This is a genomic window from Chitinophaga polysaccharea (assembly GCF_902150045.1).
GTDB classification, from domain to species: domain Bacteria; phylum Bacteroidota; class Bacteroidia; order Chitinophagales; family Chitinophagaceae; genus Chitinophaga; species Chitinophaga polysaccharea_A.
The window spans coordinates 80256-95572 of sequence record NZ_CABFVU010000006.1 but is presented as its reverse complement, the minus strand read 5'-3'; the positions used below and the strand labels follow the sequence as shown (position 1 = coordinate 95572).

At 48.1% G+C, this 15317-nt stretch carries 10 protein-coding genes; 5 read left to right on the top strand and 5 right to left on the bottom strand.

Annotated features, from left to right (window positions below; all coding sequences use genetic code 11):
• The first annotated feature begins 78 nt into the window (after positions 1–78).
• From trxA to FN124_RS30335, 4 genes are all read left to right on the top strand, one after another.
• A complete protein-coding gene (trxA, locus tag FN124_RS30350) occupies positions 79–396 on the top strand; it encodes a thioredoxin (protein ID WP_079472839.1) in 318 nt (105 codons plus the stop codon).
• 286 nt (positions 397–682) lie between these two features.
• Complete coding sequence (locus FN124_RS30345) at positions 683–2824, top strand: M43 family zinc metalloprotease (protein ID WP_142688562.1); 2142 nt, start codon at positions 683–685, stop codon at positions 2822–2824.
• Positions 2821–4002: an aminofutalosine synthase MqnE gene (mqnE, locus tag FN124_RS30340; protein ID WP_142688561.1), complete on the top strand. Its 1182-nt coding sequence runs from the start codon at positions 2821–2823 to the stop codon at positions 4000–4002. The genes FN124_RS30345 and mqnE overlap by 4 nt, the downstream gene beginning before the upstream one ends.
• 11 nt (positions 4003–4013) lie before the next feature.
• Positions 4014–4553 carry a DUF192 domain-containing protein gene (locus FN124_RS30335; protein WP_142688560.1) on the top strand — a complete coding sequence of 180 codons (540 nt, stop codon included), beginning with the start codon at positions 4014–4016 and terminating at the stop codon, positions 4551–4553.
• Positions 4554–4627: 74 nt separating this feature from the next.
• On the opposite strand, the gene FN124_RS30330 is transcribed toward FN124_RS30335, so the two are convergent.
• The 3 genes from FN124_RS30330 to FN124_RS30320 form a co-directional block, all read right to left on the bottom strand.
• Positions 4628–5002 carry a GreA/GreB family elongation factor gene (locus tag FN124_RS30330; protein WP_142688595.1) on the bottom strand — a complete coding sequence of 125 codons (375 nt, stop codon included), beginning with the start codon at positions 5000–5002 and terminating at the stop codon, positions 4628–4630.
• A gap of 17 nt (positions 5003–5019) precedes the next feature.
• Complete coding sequence (locus FN124_RS30325) at positions 5020–6585, bottom strand: FMN-binding glutamate synthase family protein (RefSeq protein ID WP_142688559.1); 1566 nt, start codon at positions 6583–6585, stop codon at positions 5020–5022.
• A 269-nt stretch (positions 6586–6854) separates the two neighbouring features.
• A complete protein-coding gene (locus tag FN124_RS30320; protein ID WP_142688558.1) occupies positions 6855–9110 on the bottom strand; it encodes a DUF7133 domain-containing protein in 2256 nt (751 codons plus the stop codon).
• A 194-nt stretch (positions 9111–9304) separates the two neighbouring features.
• Here FN124_RS30320 and FN124_RS30315 point away from each other — a divergent pair, with 194 nt between their 5' ends.
• On the top strand, positions 9305–10570 hold the full coding sequence (locus tag FN124_RS30315; protein WP_142688557.1) for a NupC/NupG family nucleoside CNT transporter: 1266 nt from the start codon (positions 9305–9307) through the stop codon (positions 10568–10570).
• 294 nt (positions 10571–10864) lie between these two features.
• Here the strand turns inward: FN124_RS30315 and FN124_RS30310 are convergent, their stop codons facing one another.
• On the bottom strand, positions 10865–11260 hold the full coding sequence (locus FN124_RS30310; protein ID WP_142688556.1) for a DUF4259 domain-containing protein: 396 nt from the start codon (positions 11258–11260) through the stop codon (positions 10865–10867).
• A gap of 77 nt (positions 11261–11337) precedes the next feature.
• Positions 11338–14868, bottom strand: a complete 3531-nt coding sequence (gene smc, locus FN124_RS30305; protein ID WP_142688555.1) for a chromosome segregation protein SMC — start codon at positions 14866–14868, stop codon at positions 11338–11340.
• Positions 14869–15317: the final 449 nt, after the last annotated feature.

Genomic DNA, 15317 nt, shown 5'->3' with positions numbered 1-15317 from the left:
GATCAAGATTTGATCGTAATAATACAAATCATAAAAATCAAAACAATCGTTAAATAAAACTTTTTAAAATCAAAGAATATGGCTTTAGAAATCACTGATGCGAACTTTGAAACGGAAGTTCTGAATTCCGATAAATTAACTGTTATTGACTTCTGGGCAGAATGGTGTGGCCCTTGTCGCGCTATCGGTCCTGTAATTGAAGAACTGTCTAAAGACTACGCAGGTAAAGTAAATATCGGAAAGGTTAATGTGGACCAGAACCCACAGTTGTCTGTAAATTACGGTATCACCAGTATCCCTGCTATCCTTTTCGTAAAAGGCGGTCAGGTTGTTGACAAACAGGTAGGCGCTGTGCCTAAATCCGTACTGGATAAAAAAATACAGGCCAATATGTAATTTTTATAAAAACTGAGTTTGAAAGCGCTCCGGGGTGTTCCGGAGCGTTTTTTTTGCGCGGATTTTGTCCTGGAACACTGATTAGCTTGATTAGCTTGATTTTTTATTTTGGACGTTGCTGTTTTTTAGTTTTAAAATAATCAGGGAAGATAAAAACATGTATATCTGTTCATATCTTCCTTAAGATTTACCAGGTTTTTAAAATAAAATCGAAGTAATCGTCATAATCATCGTAATCAGTGTTCCAAGACAAAATTCGCGTATCTTCAAACCAAAATTTACCTTTTTGCGTCACTATTTCCTTGCCTTGGTTACCTTTTTTTACTGCACCACAGCCATCGCTCAACGCAAGTGCGGCACCGCCGAAGCATTGCAGCAGCGGGTAAAAGAAATTCCTTCCCTTCAGAAAATTATAACGGATAATGAAGCCCGGATGATGCTGGGCCAGCAACGGCAGCAGCTCCGCGCCCGCGTGGAAGCGATCCCGCAAACAGTAACTATTCCCGTGGTGGTACATATAGTGCTGGATAACCCCGCGCTGGTAACAGATGCGCAGGTAGCCACACAAATAGATGTACTGAACCGCGATTATAACGCCCTGAACCCTGATATTTCCCAGGTGCCCTCCGTATGGCAATCCCTCATTGGCAACAGCCGCATTAACTTCTGCCTGGCGCAAAGAACACCCGGCGATGAGCCCACCAGCGGTATTATAAGGGTGCAAACTGCTGCCGGCCAAAGCTTTTCCATCAGCAACGCCGCAGCCGACGCCAAGTACAACAGTGCTGGTGGCTCCGATGCCTGGGACCACAGCAAATACCTTAATATATGGGTCACCCGCCTTTCCGGCAATTATCTCGGCGTGGCCGCCCCTCCGGGCACCGGCTACCCCGTGGAACAGGAGGGTGTAGTGGTGCAATACACCGCTTTTGGCACTACCGGCAGTGTTGGGGCTACCTACAACCTCGGAAGAACCACTACCCATGAAATAGGCCATTATTTCGGCTTAAAACACGTTTGGGGAGATGACAATGGCACCTGCGATATTGATGACGGTATCACAGATACCCCCCTGCAGGGCGATAATACCTACGGATGCCCCACTTTTCCCAGGCTCGATAACTGCACCCGTACCGCACCCGGTATCATGTTCATGAACTACATGGACTATACCGATGATGCCTGTATGCATCTTTTCACAACCGGACAGGTAGACCGTATGCGCTATGTACTGGAAAACATTACCGCCAGCCTCATCAACTCCAACGGCTGCGTGCCCCCTTCCATGGCAGATAACGACGCCTCCCTGCTAAGCATCAATACGCCCGGTGGCAAAATATGTGATAACCATATTACGCCAGTGGTTACCCTGCGCAACCGCGGCGCCAATACCCTCACCACCGTGAAGATCTGGTACCAGGTGAACAGCGGCGCCCTTACAGCTTACGACTGGACAGGCTCCCTGGCCAGCCTGCAGCAAACCACGGTTACGCTGCCTTCCTCCAGTGTGGTCATAGGGAACTATAACCTGAAAGCATATACGCAATCGCCCAACGGCCAGCCCGATGGCAACATTACCAACGATACCGCGAATACCCGTTTCCGTTATGACGCAGAAGCCATCCTACCTTTTGAAGAAGGTTTTGAAGACGACAGCTTCCCGCCACCGGGCTGGGACCTCTACAACCCCGACCACAGCTTCACCTGGGAACGCATCCGTAATGTAGGCAGGAACAGTAGCGCATCGGCCCTGGTACGCAACCTTGGATACAATACCAACGACCAAACGGATGATCTCATTACACCCGTAATTGATCCTCTGGGCGCCGACTCGGTGTTCCTCTTCTTTGATGTGGCGGCCGCCGTGTATACCGACCCGGCCACCTCCGGGAACGTATGGGATACCCTGCAGGTGCTTGTTACCAACGATTGCCGCCAAACAGGCCAGGTCCTCTATTCCAAATGGGGCAGGGACCTGATTACACGCCCAACAGCCATACAAACAGAGTTCACCCCAACCGCTGCGGAATGGCGCCGCGATTCAGTAGATCTGACCGCTATTAGCCATAAAGGAAAGTTTCAGGTAGCCTTCAGAAATATCTCAAATTCAGAGAATAATATCTATATTGATAATATAAATATCGTTACCAGGCCGGTAAATCAGATACTCCGCGAAAAAGGAATAATGGTGAACCCTAACCCTACAGACGGCATTGTTTGGGTTACTTTCCTGGAAGTACCGGAAGACCTCTTACAGGTATCCATTTATAATGTACAGGGGCAGTTTATTATGAGCCGCCCGGCAGCTGCCATCGGGGCAGGCAACCGGCTGACCTTTAATTTGGTAAATGAGCCAAATGGTGTTTATTTTGTAAAATTAATTTACAGGAACAGGGCCAACACCATTAAATTAATGAAAGTAAGATGACGATGAGACAAGATTATCCGGCTGTTCAGACGCTCCTTCAGCAACCCAACCTGGACGCAGCATTGAAGCGTATAGCAGAAAAGATCCTCCAACAGGAAAGAATTACACCCGCAGAAGGGCTGATCTTATTTGAAAAAGGCGATATCGGCCTTGTAGGTGCATTAGCCAACCTGGTACGGGAACGGATGCACGGCGACAAAACTTACTTCAACCGTAACTTCCATATTGAACCTACCAACGTTTGTGTATTTACCTGTCACTTCTGCTCCTATTCCCGCTTGTATAAGAACAGGGAAGACGGATGGGAACTGAGTATAGACCAGATGATGGACATCGTTAAGAAGTACGATAACCAACCGGTTACGGAAGTGCATATTGTTGGCGGCGTACATCCTAAAATGCAGCTCGACTTCTTCGTGGAGCTTATTCGGAAGATCAGGGCACATCGCCCGGACCTCCATATCAAAGGGTTTACTGCCGTGGAACTGGACTATATGTTCCGCAAAGCCAAGGTAAGCATAGAGGAAGGGATGCGCATACTCAACGAAGCCGGCCTTCAATCCATGCCGGGCGGCGGCGCTGAAATTTTTGCTCCCGAAGTGCGCGCAAAAATATGCCACGATAAAGTAGATGCCGAAGGATGGCTGGCGATTCACAGGGCAGCACACAACCGTGGCATGCATACCAACGCCACCATGCTGTATGGCCATATAGAATCCTTTGCCGACCGTATAGACCATATGGAACGCCTGCGCAACCTGCAAGATGAAACCCGCGGCTTTAATACGTTTATCCCGCTGAAATTCCGTAATAAAGGCAATGATATGTCCAATATCCCGGAAACTTCTATCGTGGAAGACCTGCGACTGTACGCCATTGCACGTCTATATATGGATAACTTCCCCCACCTGAAAGCCTACTGGCCCATGCTGGGAAGAAACACCGCGCAGCTGACCCTTTCGTTCGGCGTGAATGACCTTGATGGCACCATAGATGATACTACCAAAATTTACTCTATGGCCGGTGCGGAGGAACAGAATCCTTCCATGAATACCGCCCAGCTGACCATGCTCATCAAGCAGGCGGGCAGAAGGCCCGTGGAAAGAGATACCGTGTACAACGAGATCAGAGATTATACAGACGTGGTCTTTTCAGATGAAGAACTGCTCACAAAATAGGATCACTGCTTATGCAATTACACCTGAAATGTATATTGATAGCCAGTTTGTACGTAGCCGGCTGTCACCAGAACAACAGTAATAATAATACCGGTTCCGCCTCCTCCGATGCGGGAACTGCTGCTGCAACCACTACGGAAGTTACTGGTGAAACCACCAACGGCATTGAGTTCAAAAAACAGGGCACCCTGGCATTCATTTCCAAAACCGGTGCTGATACCCTGCGGAAAATCGATATTCAACTGGCGCAAACAGACGAGCAGCGGGCCGACGGGCTGATGTACCGTAAATCTATGACAGACGACCAGGGCATGCTTTTCATTTTCCCTGATATGGAGGAACGCGCGTTCTGGATGAAAAACACCTACATCTCCCTTGATATTATTTACATAGCAGATAATATGGAAATCGTGTCTATCCAGAAATATGCTACTCCCCTTTCAGAGGAAAGTCTTCCCTCTTTCAAAAAAGCGAAATACGTGCTGGAAGTGAACGGTGGGTTCTCCGATAAATATCATATCAAATACGGCGATAAAATAACTTATCAATAAAAAAGGAAGCCCCGGCAGACGCCAGGGCTTTTTTGCTTTGATACATATTTGATCGCTAACACTAATAGCCTTTTCTATACGTTTACCTCCGTATTAACCACATCCAGTATGTGCAGCTGCGTTTTTCCCGCAGGCACTTCCCAATCTATTACATCACCGGTGCTGTATCCCAGTAAGGCTGTGCCTATGGGAGAAAGGATCGATAATTTGCCCAGCTGTAAATTGCTGGCAGCCGGCAATACCAGCTGTACATTCCTGATAGCCCCACTACGCTCATCCCTGAACCGCAGGGTAGAGTTTACCTGCACTACATCGGCAGGTACCTTGCCTTTCCTGATAGTGGCCCTCTCGAGCTCTTCTTTCAGTTTGTCCGTACCCGGTGCATGATAGCACAGGGTTTTAAGGATTTCGTAATCATGTTGGGACACAATGATCTGTTTCTTTTTCATGATAGCCGGGTTTTATGTCAGTTGTTTACAGATGGCCCCGGGTACAACAATGCGCCTGCTTTGCTGTTATGGTCCGGGGCATATATTTCTTCATAAGATCGTATATCCGTTCTGGTTACACGCCTGTACAGGGCGGCAGGGTCTACCTTCTCCGCGGAAGCAAATCCGCAGGCCCCCATCAGTTCTGCCAGTGCGGCAATGGTGTTGCGGTGATAATTGGCTACCCGTACTTTTTTGTCGGCCACATTTACACCCTGGTACAAATGCGGATCCTGTGTAGCCACGCCCACAGGGCAGTTGCCACTGTCGCATTGCAGCGCCTGGATACAACCCAGGGCCAGCATCATTCCCCGCGCGCTGTAGCAGGCATCTGCTCCCATGGCCAGCACTTTCAGGATATCGAAGCCGGTAATTATTTTTCCGCTGGCAATAATGCGTATATGTTGCTTTAATTTGTGATGTTTCAGCAGGTTAACGACCAGCGCCAGGGCATCATATAATGGCATACCGATGGAATCCGTGAATTCCAGCGGAGCTGCGCCGGTACCGCCTTCTGCTCCATCTACTGTGATAAAATCGGGGTAAATACCTGTATTTATCATGGCTGTGCAGATACGCTCAAATTCATCGGCACGCCCTACGCATAGCTTAAACCCTACGGGCTTGCCGCCGGAAAGCTTACGCAGCTGCTGTAAGAAAACCAGCATTTCGTATTCATTGCTAAAGGCGGTATGGCCTGCAGGCGATAATACGCTTACCCCCGGCTTTACTTTACGGATGCCCGCAATTTCAGGCGTGTTTTTGGCGGCCGGCAATACCCCGCCCTTACCCGGTTTAGCGCCCTGGCTCAGTTTTACTTCAATCATTTTTACAGCCGGTTCGGCTGCTGCTGCTGCAAATACGTCCGGGGAAAAGTTGCCGCTTTCATCCCGGCAGCCGAAGTAACCCGTACCGATCTGCCAGATAAGGTGGCCACCATGTTGCAGGTGGTAAGGGCTGATCCCGCCCTCGCCTGTATTGTGCGCAAAATTGCCTATCTGCGCGCCGCCATTGAGAGAGGCGATCGCTGTTTTACTCAATGCGCCGTAGCTCATGGCGCTGATGTTCAGCAGGCTGGCATTATAGGGCTTGCTGCATTGTTCGTTCCCTATGTTCACTCTCAGCGACTCCGGTTTTACCCTGGTGGGAAATGCCGTATGAGCGGCCCATTCATAGCCCGGTTCATACATATTTTCCAGCGCACCGAATGCCACTGTCTGTTTTACGTCTTTTGCACGCTGGTATACAACTGCGCGCTGGCGGCGACTGAACGGTCGCCCGTCTGTATCGGATTCAAAAAAGTACTGCCGCATTTCCGGTCTTATCTGCTCCAGCAGGTAACGCAACCGACCCAGCAAGGGATAGTTCCGCAGCAACGCATGTTTGCCCTGCAACCGGTCGTAGATCGTGAGCAGGGTAAGGCCTGCAGCCAGAGGTAATAAGATCCATCCGCTTAAATAACCACGATAAAGGCTTGCAGCCACGCTCACATCCAGCAACAGGCATAAAAAATAAACTGCCCATCGTGCTATCCGATGATTCATAAAATTGATTTTATAAGATTGTTTTGGAAATACTAATGGAATAAATCTGCGCAGATGCAGTTATCCTCCCGGGTACAACACTTTGTATGCTAAAAGTTGCCCGGGCTTAATTGTTGAAGTCTTTGGGGCAGGATAAGAACGGCAAAAGGAACCCGCACGTGCATTTGGAAGCACGGGGTGTATTGAGTATGGGTAATATGTAATTTGCCGGACGCAATTAATAAATAATTGTATCCGGCAAATATAAGGCATTTATTTACAACAAAAGGTTAATTCGCTAACTCGCCCGCTGTGAAAGGCTTCTGGCGGCCATTATATAACTTTCTCACCTGCTGGATATCCGCAGCGGTTACTTTATCGGCTTTGTTTTTCCAGGCGCTGCGCAGGAAGGTGAGCAGCTGTGCAATGTCTGCGTCGCTGAATTCATCACTGGCGCCGATGCCCGGCATATCGCCGTTTATTTCGGGCGCCTTGTACATTTTTCCATGTACTTCTACCGGCCCGGTGAGCCCGAATAATACAATAGATATAAATGCTTTCTTATTGCCGTTTACCCAGTTGCTTTCATTCAGTGGTGGCGCCATGGAGGCTATGCCTTCCCCGTTTTTACCATGACAGGTTTGGCATACGGTATTAAAGATCTTATACCCTCTTGGCAGTTCTTTCCGCAATGCTTCCATCTTTTTAGCATTGGCTTTACTGTCCATATTCTTCAGCACTTGTTGCAGCTGCCGGCGCAATACCAGTGCGGTATCGGGATTCCAGGCAATTACCTGTTTCAATAAGGCCTCTTCCCTGTTGGCGGCGTTGTTTACCAACGCAGCTGCCACATAACGGTCAGGGGCATACGATTTTATCATCTTATCTTCCAGGCGGGTGGCCGCTGCTTTGTCCAGTTTGCCTATTGCCGGTAATATATATGTTACCGCCGGCGCCAGGTAAGGGTTGTTTGATAAAGAATCCAGCGCTGCTACAGTTGCTTTGATGCTGCTGCTGTTCAATACAGACGGTAACGCTGCCAGCCCCTGCATCTTCAGACCTGCGTCTGTTTGTTGCCAGATCCAGCTGATATCTTCCGCGGTAAGGCTGTGCAATCCTTCCAGGGTCCAGAGGGCGTGGATCCGGGTGAGCGGATGCGCAGCGTCTTTGAGCATGGCCCGCAGTTCGGGCGCCATGGCTGTTAAGTGCTGATCAATGATGAGTTGCTGCGCTTTATCTCTCAAAATACCATTTTCATTACCCAGCATTTTACCGAGAAAAGCAGGCGTAAGCTCAAACGTTACCGGCTGAGGCTTGCTACCGGCTGGAACGATCCGGTAAATACGGCCGCAGTTCAGGGGCAGCGTAAGGTTGCGCATCTTTATTTCATTCTTCAGGTAGTCTGTAAGGTAGGTTTTATGCTGCAGGATGCCACGGTACATATCGGCGATGTACAAGGCCCCGTCAGGACCGGTGCGCAGGTCCACCGGGCGGAAACGCTCGTCTGTGCTGGCGAGGAATTCCTTTCCCTTGTAGGCCTGTACGCCTTTCACAATATAGCTGCTGTCCGACAAAATATTCCTTTTGATCAGGTTGGCGGAGGGCTCTGCTACAAACGCATTGCCTGCATAAGCAGCAGGCAGCAGGTTGCCGCGATAGATCACCGGGCCACAGGCCGCAGTGAAATTTACCAGGCGCAGGCTGTCGTCCAGCGTACCTTTCTGGTAACCGCGGTTTACGCCGGGCGTTGGATGAGCGGGATAGGTGCGGTTATCGGGCACTATTTTCTGGTCGAAGCCTGCTGCATTATTCTGCAGGGGATTAGTGCCGCCCAAACCGGGTGAAAAGTAATCGCCCAGGAGGTTTTCGGAATTGTTATTATAATAAAGACGGCCGCGATCATCCTGGGTAATTCCCCATTGACCCCGGAAATGGGTAGGTTCTTTTAACCACTTATTTCCTGCCTTACGGTAACGCCTATCCGATTTTGCATTGTAGATCCAGTTATCCATTGCGCGAAGCAGGCCATTGGGCTGGTGCTCCACATTTCCGCCGGCGGCATATTGATCATCCACCAGGGTTTTCTTACCGGGTTTATCGCCGTTATTTTCTATAAACCAAAGCTGCGGAGGCGTGGCTACCAATACCCCGTTCTCTACCAGGCATATGGCTCTTGGCAGTACCAGTGAATCAAGGAAAACGGTACGTTTATCCATTACGCCATCACGGTTGGTATCTTCCAGTATCACTATTTTTCCATCTGGTTTATCTTCCCCGGTGCCGGTGGTATCGGGCATAAAGCCGGTCATTTCCACTACCCACATGCGGCCACGCTCATCAAACGACATGGCCACTGGCGCCACTATCATAGGTTCCGCGGCTACCAGCTGTACTTCCAGGCCATTGTCGACCTGCATCTGGCCAATAGCTGCTTTGGCATCCAGTACGGGTGAAGTGGCAAACTGCTCCCGCATGGCAATAGAATCTTTTCTGTGCTTGTCTCCGTTCTTTGGCTGATTCCCTTGTCCACAGGCAAATAGAGCCATGCATAACGTGGTGATTAAACGATAGTGAATACGCTGCATTTGGTTTATCATTCGATTGCGAAAGCAATAAAAATACATTTCTAAATATATTTTTTTCGAAAAATTATATGAGTGAAAGATCAACTATCTGCACCACGTCAAAAAAACTTATCTTCGTCGCTTCATTGCATACATTTTACGATTTATTTGCATTTATGGAACGCTTTCAGGGCATCATAGGCATTGTACTTATTTTGGGTATAGCCTTTCTATTTTCCAACAACAGAAGTAAGATCAATTACAGGCTGGTATTCAGTGGTATTGGCTTACAGGTATTGATAGGTTTCCTGGTATTTAAGGTGCCCCCTATTACCTGGTTCTTCCAACGGGTAGGAGATGCGATGGGGAAGCTGGAAGCCTTTGCCCGTAAAGGCGCGGCCTTTGTGTATGGTGGCATTGGCGTATCCCAGCCGGATGGCACGGGATTAAAGGACTACGCCGCCGGTGGTTTTGTATTTGCTTTTAATGTAACATCTACCATCATCCTGGTATGTGTGCTGGTAGCGGTTTTGTATCATTACGGCATCATGCAGCGCGTAGTAGCAGTAATTGCCCGGGCTATGAATTACGTGATGCGTGTTAGTGGCGCGGAAGCGCTGAGCAATGTGGCAAGCGCATTTGTAGGGCAGGTAGAAGCGCAGGTAATGATCCGTCCGTACTTATCGAGTATGACCAAGAGCGAGATCCTGGCATCTATGAGCGGAAGCCTGGCCTGTATTGCGGGCGGTATCCTGGTGGTGTATGTGAACATGGGACTGCAGGCAGGATTGCATATTGCGCCCTTCCTTATCACTGCCAGTCTTATGGCGGCGCCGGGCGCACTGGTGATCTCCAAGATCGTTTTCCCGGAAACAGAAGAAAGCGTAACCATGGGCCGCGTAAAGATGGAAGTAAAGAGTAATTATACCAACGTGATAGACGCCATTTCACACGGCGCGGGCGATGGCTTTAAAATAGCCATGAACGTGATTGCCATGCTGATCGGGTTTATTGCTTTTATTGCGCTGATCGACTGGATCCTGATCCATATCGGTCATATTTTCAATCCCAGTTTTAGCCTCAGCCTCGACTGGATTTTCGGAAAAGTATTTATGCCAATGGCCTGGGCCATGGGTGTGCCACAGGGAGATGTGCAGAACGTAGCTACCCTGCTGGGACAAAAACTCACCATCAACGAATTTGTGGCTTTTAAAAGTCTTACTGATAAAACCGTTCCGGTGCTGACCTCTAAAGGCATTGCCATTGTTACTATTGCCATTGCCGGCTTTGCCAATTTCAGCAGCGTAGGTATGCAGATCGGCGGTATTGGCGAGCTTGCCCCCGACAGAAGGTCGGACCTGGCGAAACTGGGGCTTAAAGCGCTGTTATGCGGTACGCTGGCGTCTTATATGTCTGCTTCCATTGCGGGGATATTGATTTAAACGCCTTCGGCGTTTGCAGAGGTTGTCTGACTCAGGATTTGGATGATCTTAATGATTACCTTGAATTTTTTGCTTTTGTTTTGTTGTTTTAAGCGGAGGTTGTCTGACTCAGGATTTGGATGATCTTATTAAATATTTGATTTAAAATAGTTAAGGGAGACATAAGCGATATACGCTTACATCTCCCTTAATTGTTATAAGTAAAATGCAAAAAACAAAATCAAACAAATCAGCTGATTCAGTGTTCCGGGGCAAAATCCGCGGAAAGAAAGACAAGTGCCCAAAGCACTCCCACTACTCCAAACGCTTGATCAGACCAGCCTGTACGCCAGCCCATTCTTCGCCGTGCCCCGCTTCTTCCCAGTAATTCTTCATTTCGGAAGCTGCTACAATTTTGTTTACAGCAGCAATCGCCTGGTTCCTGAGTGCGCGTGTACCGATGAGGTTCAGTACATCCAGCTGATCCAGCGGATCTTCCGGGAAATCTTCGCTAGGGCGACCAACCAATGCTGCCACCAGTTCTGCAGCGGCCAGTGCCTCTTCGCAATCTGAAACTTCCAGTGTTTCGATGTTATTGATGATACGCGCCAGCGTATCAGCCACCAAACCACCGTCTTTATTATCGATCAGGTCAAATATCCAATCCTGTGATCCATCATTTTCAAAATTTCTGGTGCCCCATGCGCCCATAGTGTTTACGTTTTTTTATTTTTTTAGAATAAAGAATAAAAGTAATAAACTGTCTTCACAACAACCAAACCAAGTGGCTAGTTTAAACTCCTGAAATCTACCGGAACCAGTTTACTTACACCCGGCTCCTGCATGGTTACGCCATAGATCACGTCTACAGCGGCCATTGTTTGCTTGTTGTGTGTTACAATAATAAATTGTGAATTATCGGAAAACTTCCTGATCATGTTGGTAAATTTACCCACATTGGCATCATCCAACGGGGCATCCACCTCATCCAGGATACAGAATGGCGCCGGTTTAATCAGGTAAATGGCAAACAGCAATGCAGTGGCCGTGAGTGTTTTTTCACCACCGGACAACTGTGTAATAGCCGCCGGGCGCTTACCTTTTGGCTTCGCGATGATTTCAATACCAGTGTCTGCCAGGTTTTCCGGATCACTCAGGATCATATCGCACTGGTCTTCTTCCGTAAACAATGCTTTAAACACCCTGATAAAGTTCTCTTTCACCTGGTTAAAGGTATCCAGGAATTTCTGGTTAGCGGTCGACTCTACTTCCTGTATAGTAGCCAGCAGCGAGTCTTTCGCATTAACAAGATCCGTTTTCTGCTCCAGGATGAATTCATAACGTTTCTTCATTTCCTGGTAAGCCTCAATGGCTGTGGGGTTAATTTCCCCCATATTTTCCATGCGCTTTTTCAATCGCTCTGCACTGCCGGTCAGTTCTTCCACGGACAGTTCGGAGCTGCGCTGCTCATCAATAATCTCATCAAGGTTCACCTTAAACTCCACGCTGAGCCTTTCCTTCATAGAGGTAAGCTGCAGTTTTAATTCGTTCACTTTATCCTTGATAGTATTCAGTTGTTGTTCCAGTTCCTGTTTGGCGCGCTGTTTTGTTCTCAGCGTGGTTTCCAGTTCCTGCAGGTGGTTACGGAAATTATAGTACTCCTGGTCTTTTTCGTTGAGGGCTTTTTCTTCTTCTTCACGCTGGCGGAACAGTTCCACGAGGCCGTCATCAGCATGGCTCAGTTTTTCCACGGCAGCAGCGATGTTGGCCACTGCATCTTCCAGTTGCGATTTGTTGCTGGTGATCTGCACATGCAGGTCTGCCAGTTGTTTGCGTTTAAATTCCAGTTCCTGTTTGAGGGCCTGTACTTTACTTTGCTGGCGGGTATGTTGCAGGTTCTGGTTATTGAACTGCACAGTGGCCATATTAAACTGCTGTTCCGCTTCCTGGGCTGTCCTGTCGGCATCCGCGATACTGTCCTGCAGTTCGTTCACCCTTTCATTCAGGCTTTCCAGTTCATCTTTTACACCGGAAATACTTTCCTGGTTGGTTTCCAGCGATTGCTGCATTTCCTCCAGGCGTTTGTCGCCGGCTTCAATGAGATGATGGAAGTTTTCAATCCTGTTCTGCAAGCCGAACAGCTGGTTGCTCAGTTGGTTTACCTTTTCCCTTGCAGCATTGATATTATTTTCGTTTAACTGGCTGTTGTAGCCTAACACTTCATCGTGTTTGCTTTGCAGCGCTACTTTCAGGCGGCCTACTACACTTTCCAGGTCTTTGATCTCTGTTTCCAGTTTTTCCAGGTTCTTGGCCCGGCCCAGCTTCTTACCTTCAAATAATCCTACAGAACCACCGCTGATATTGTATTTGCCACGGTGCATGCGGCCTGATTTTTCCACCAGCAGCATTCTTTCGTCTGCCACCTGGCTGAATTCCAGCCTTGTAAGGTCTTCCCCTATAAACACTTTACCCAGGAGGTGATGCCCGAGCCCCATGTATTTTTCTTCGATCTCCACTACCTCCAGCGCCGGGATAGTGCCTGCGGGCGCCAGCAGCGGCGAATAATCGGTACGGAACTGATCGAGGATAAAGAAATTGGCCTTGCCTTTCTTGTTGCTGTCGAGCAGCTGGATAGCCTGTACCGCTTCCTGTACGTTGTTTACAACATAATAGCTCAGGTAAGGTTCCAGCAGGTTTTCCACGCAGGTGCGGTATTCTTCTTTACAAAAAAAGATATCGCTGAGGATAGGGGCGTTATTGTTCCAGTCGGGATTTTTCTTGAGGAATTTGATACTCTCGGGATAGCCTTCCAGGCTGTCGACCAGCGATTTGAGCAGGTCGAACTCGTTCTTTTTGGCATCGAGGGTACGGTTTTCATCCACCAGCTTATCACGCAGCCCTTCTATATCGGACTGGGTGGCGAGGATTTTACTTTTGGTTTCTTCCTGGAAACGGACCATGTTTTCCAGTTCCGTTTTGCTGCCGGTCAGTGTTTGCTGCAATGCCTCTTTTTCTGTTTCCAGCTGGGCGATCTGCTGCTGGCGGCTGGCTTTTTCTTCCTGGAGCTGCTGCATGCTACGTTGCAGGTTCATCACGGAAGTATCGGCAACGGCTACTTTCTTTTCCGCCTCAAACTGCTGGCGTTGCCAGCGTTGCTGGTCATTGCGCAGGGTTTCGAGGGCTTGTTTCTTCTGATGGAAGCGTTCTTTCTTTTCCTCTACCATATCGCGGAGGGTTTCCAGTTCGTCTGCCATTGTTTCAAACACGTCCCCTTCTTCTTCCACTTGTTTCTCTGTAAATTCAATAGAGGTGGTAAGTCCCTGCAGTTGACCTTCTGCATTATTGAGGAAGTCGCTGATATTTTTTTCCCGCTCGCGCAGATATGTGAGCTGCTGCGTGGCGAGGTTCTTATCGTTTTCCTTAGTGCGGATAGTGGAAACCAGTTCATTAAAGGATTTCTGCATGGTTTGCAGTTCCCTTTCCTTTGCTACGAAATGCAGTTTATCCTGTTCTACGGCTGCTTCTGCGCTGAGTATCTCTGTTTCCAGCGCCAGTTTGCGGTCGCTTTCATTCTGCTGGGTGTCCGACAGTTCCTTGAAAGTAACGTTAAAGCCTTCCAGGGCGGCTTTGGCAAGCTCAATACTGATTTCGCGGTATTCCTTTTTTACCTCGTAGAAGCGTTCTGCCTTACGGGCCTGGCTTTCCAGTGTTTTGAGGTTGTTATTGATTTCAAATAACAGGTCCTCAATACGGTTCAGGTCACCTTCGGTGGCGTCCAGTTTGGATTTGGCTTCTTTTTTCCGGGTTTTATAAATGGAGATGCCAGCCGCCTGTTCCAGCATACGGCGACGGCTGTTTTCTTTGTCTTTGATGATATCATCCACCATGCCCAGCTCGATGATGGCATAGGAATCGGTACTTACGCCCGTGTCCATGAACAGGTTATGGATATCCTTCAGGCGGCAGGCCACGTCGTTGAGACGGTACTCGCTGTCGCCGTTCTTATAAAACTTACGTGTAATCGTCACCGTAGTGAATTCGGTGGGTAGTACGTTCTTCGTATTCTCGAAAGTGAGACTAACTTCCGCCATACCGCTTGCAGAGCGGCTTTTGGAACCGTTGAACACAAGTCCCGCCTGGTTATCAGAGCGGAGGTTGCTGATTTTGTGCTCGCCGATTACCCAGCGGATGGAGTCGATGATATTACTTTTGCCGCAACCGTTTGGCCCAATCACCCCAGTGATGCCTTCGTCGAACTGCAAAACGGTTTTATCTGCAAAACTTTTAAAGCCTTTAATTTCTAGTGTTTTTAAGCGCACGTCGTACTCCGAGGTTTTTTAAGGCGTCAAAGATATAATTTTACCCGAATCAAAAAGTAATTTAAGTGAGATGCAATAATATACAGTAATTATTTATACACAATCACTGCTTATTACTCTCTGTCCGCAGCACGCAACTAAAGTCTAAAAGACTGGTTATAAATATAGTAAAAAGAACAATTACAATTTAATTCCCTGTGAGAAAATTACGCGGGCCAGCGGATTTTGTCTGACTCACTGATTACCCTGATTACGCTGATTTACCTTATATATTTTTCTAAACCCACATTAAATTAATGTTCTTCAATATAATATAACTATATAATGTAATAAAAATTCCGGTAATCGGCATAATCCTGAGTCAGACAACATACGCCTACAACACAAAACACAGGTTAAAATTCCTCTAATCAGCGAAATCAAGGTAATCAGTGAGTCAGACAAAATTC

Excerpts from the sequence above, each read along its gene's own strand:
- mqnE (WP_142688561.1), top strand. The coding sequence starts at position 2,821 with ATGACGATGAGACAAGATTATCCGGCTGTTCAGACGCTCCTTCAGCAA.
- FN124_RS30315 (WP_142688557.1), top strand. The coding sequence starts at position 9,305 with ATGGAACGCTTTCAGGGCATCATAGGCATTGTACTTATTTTGGGTATA.
- FN124_RS30325 (WP_142688559.1), bottom strand. The coding sequence starts at position 6,585 with ATGAATCATCGGATAGCACGATGGGCAGTTTATTTTTTATGCCTGTTG.
- FN124_RS30310 (WP_142688556.1), bottom strand. The coding sequence starts at position 11,260 with ATGGGCGCATGGGGCACCAGAAATTTTGAAAATGATGGATCACAGGAT.
- FN124_RS30330 (WP_142688595.1), bottom strand. The coding sequence starts at position 5,002 with ATGAAAAAGAAACAGATCATTGTGTCCCAACATGATTACGAAATCCTT.
- trxA (WP_079472839.1), top strand. The coding sequence starts at position 79 with ATGGCTTTAGAAATCACTGATGCGAACTTTGAAACGGAAGTTCTGAAT.
- FN124_RS30335 (WP_142688560.1), top strand. The coding sequence starts at position 4,014 with ATGCAATTACACCTGAAATGTATATTGATAGCCAGTTTGTACGTAGCC.
- FN124_RS30320 (WP_142688558.1), bottom strand. The coding sequence starts at position 9,110 with ATGGCTCTATTTGCCTGTGGACAAGGGAATCAGCCAAAGAACGGAGAC.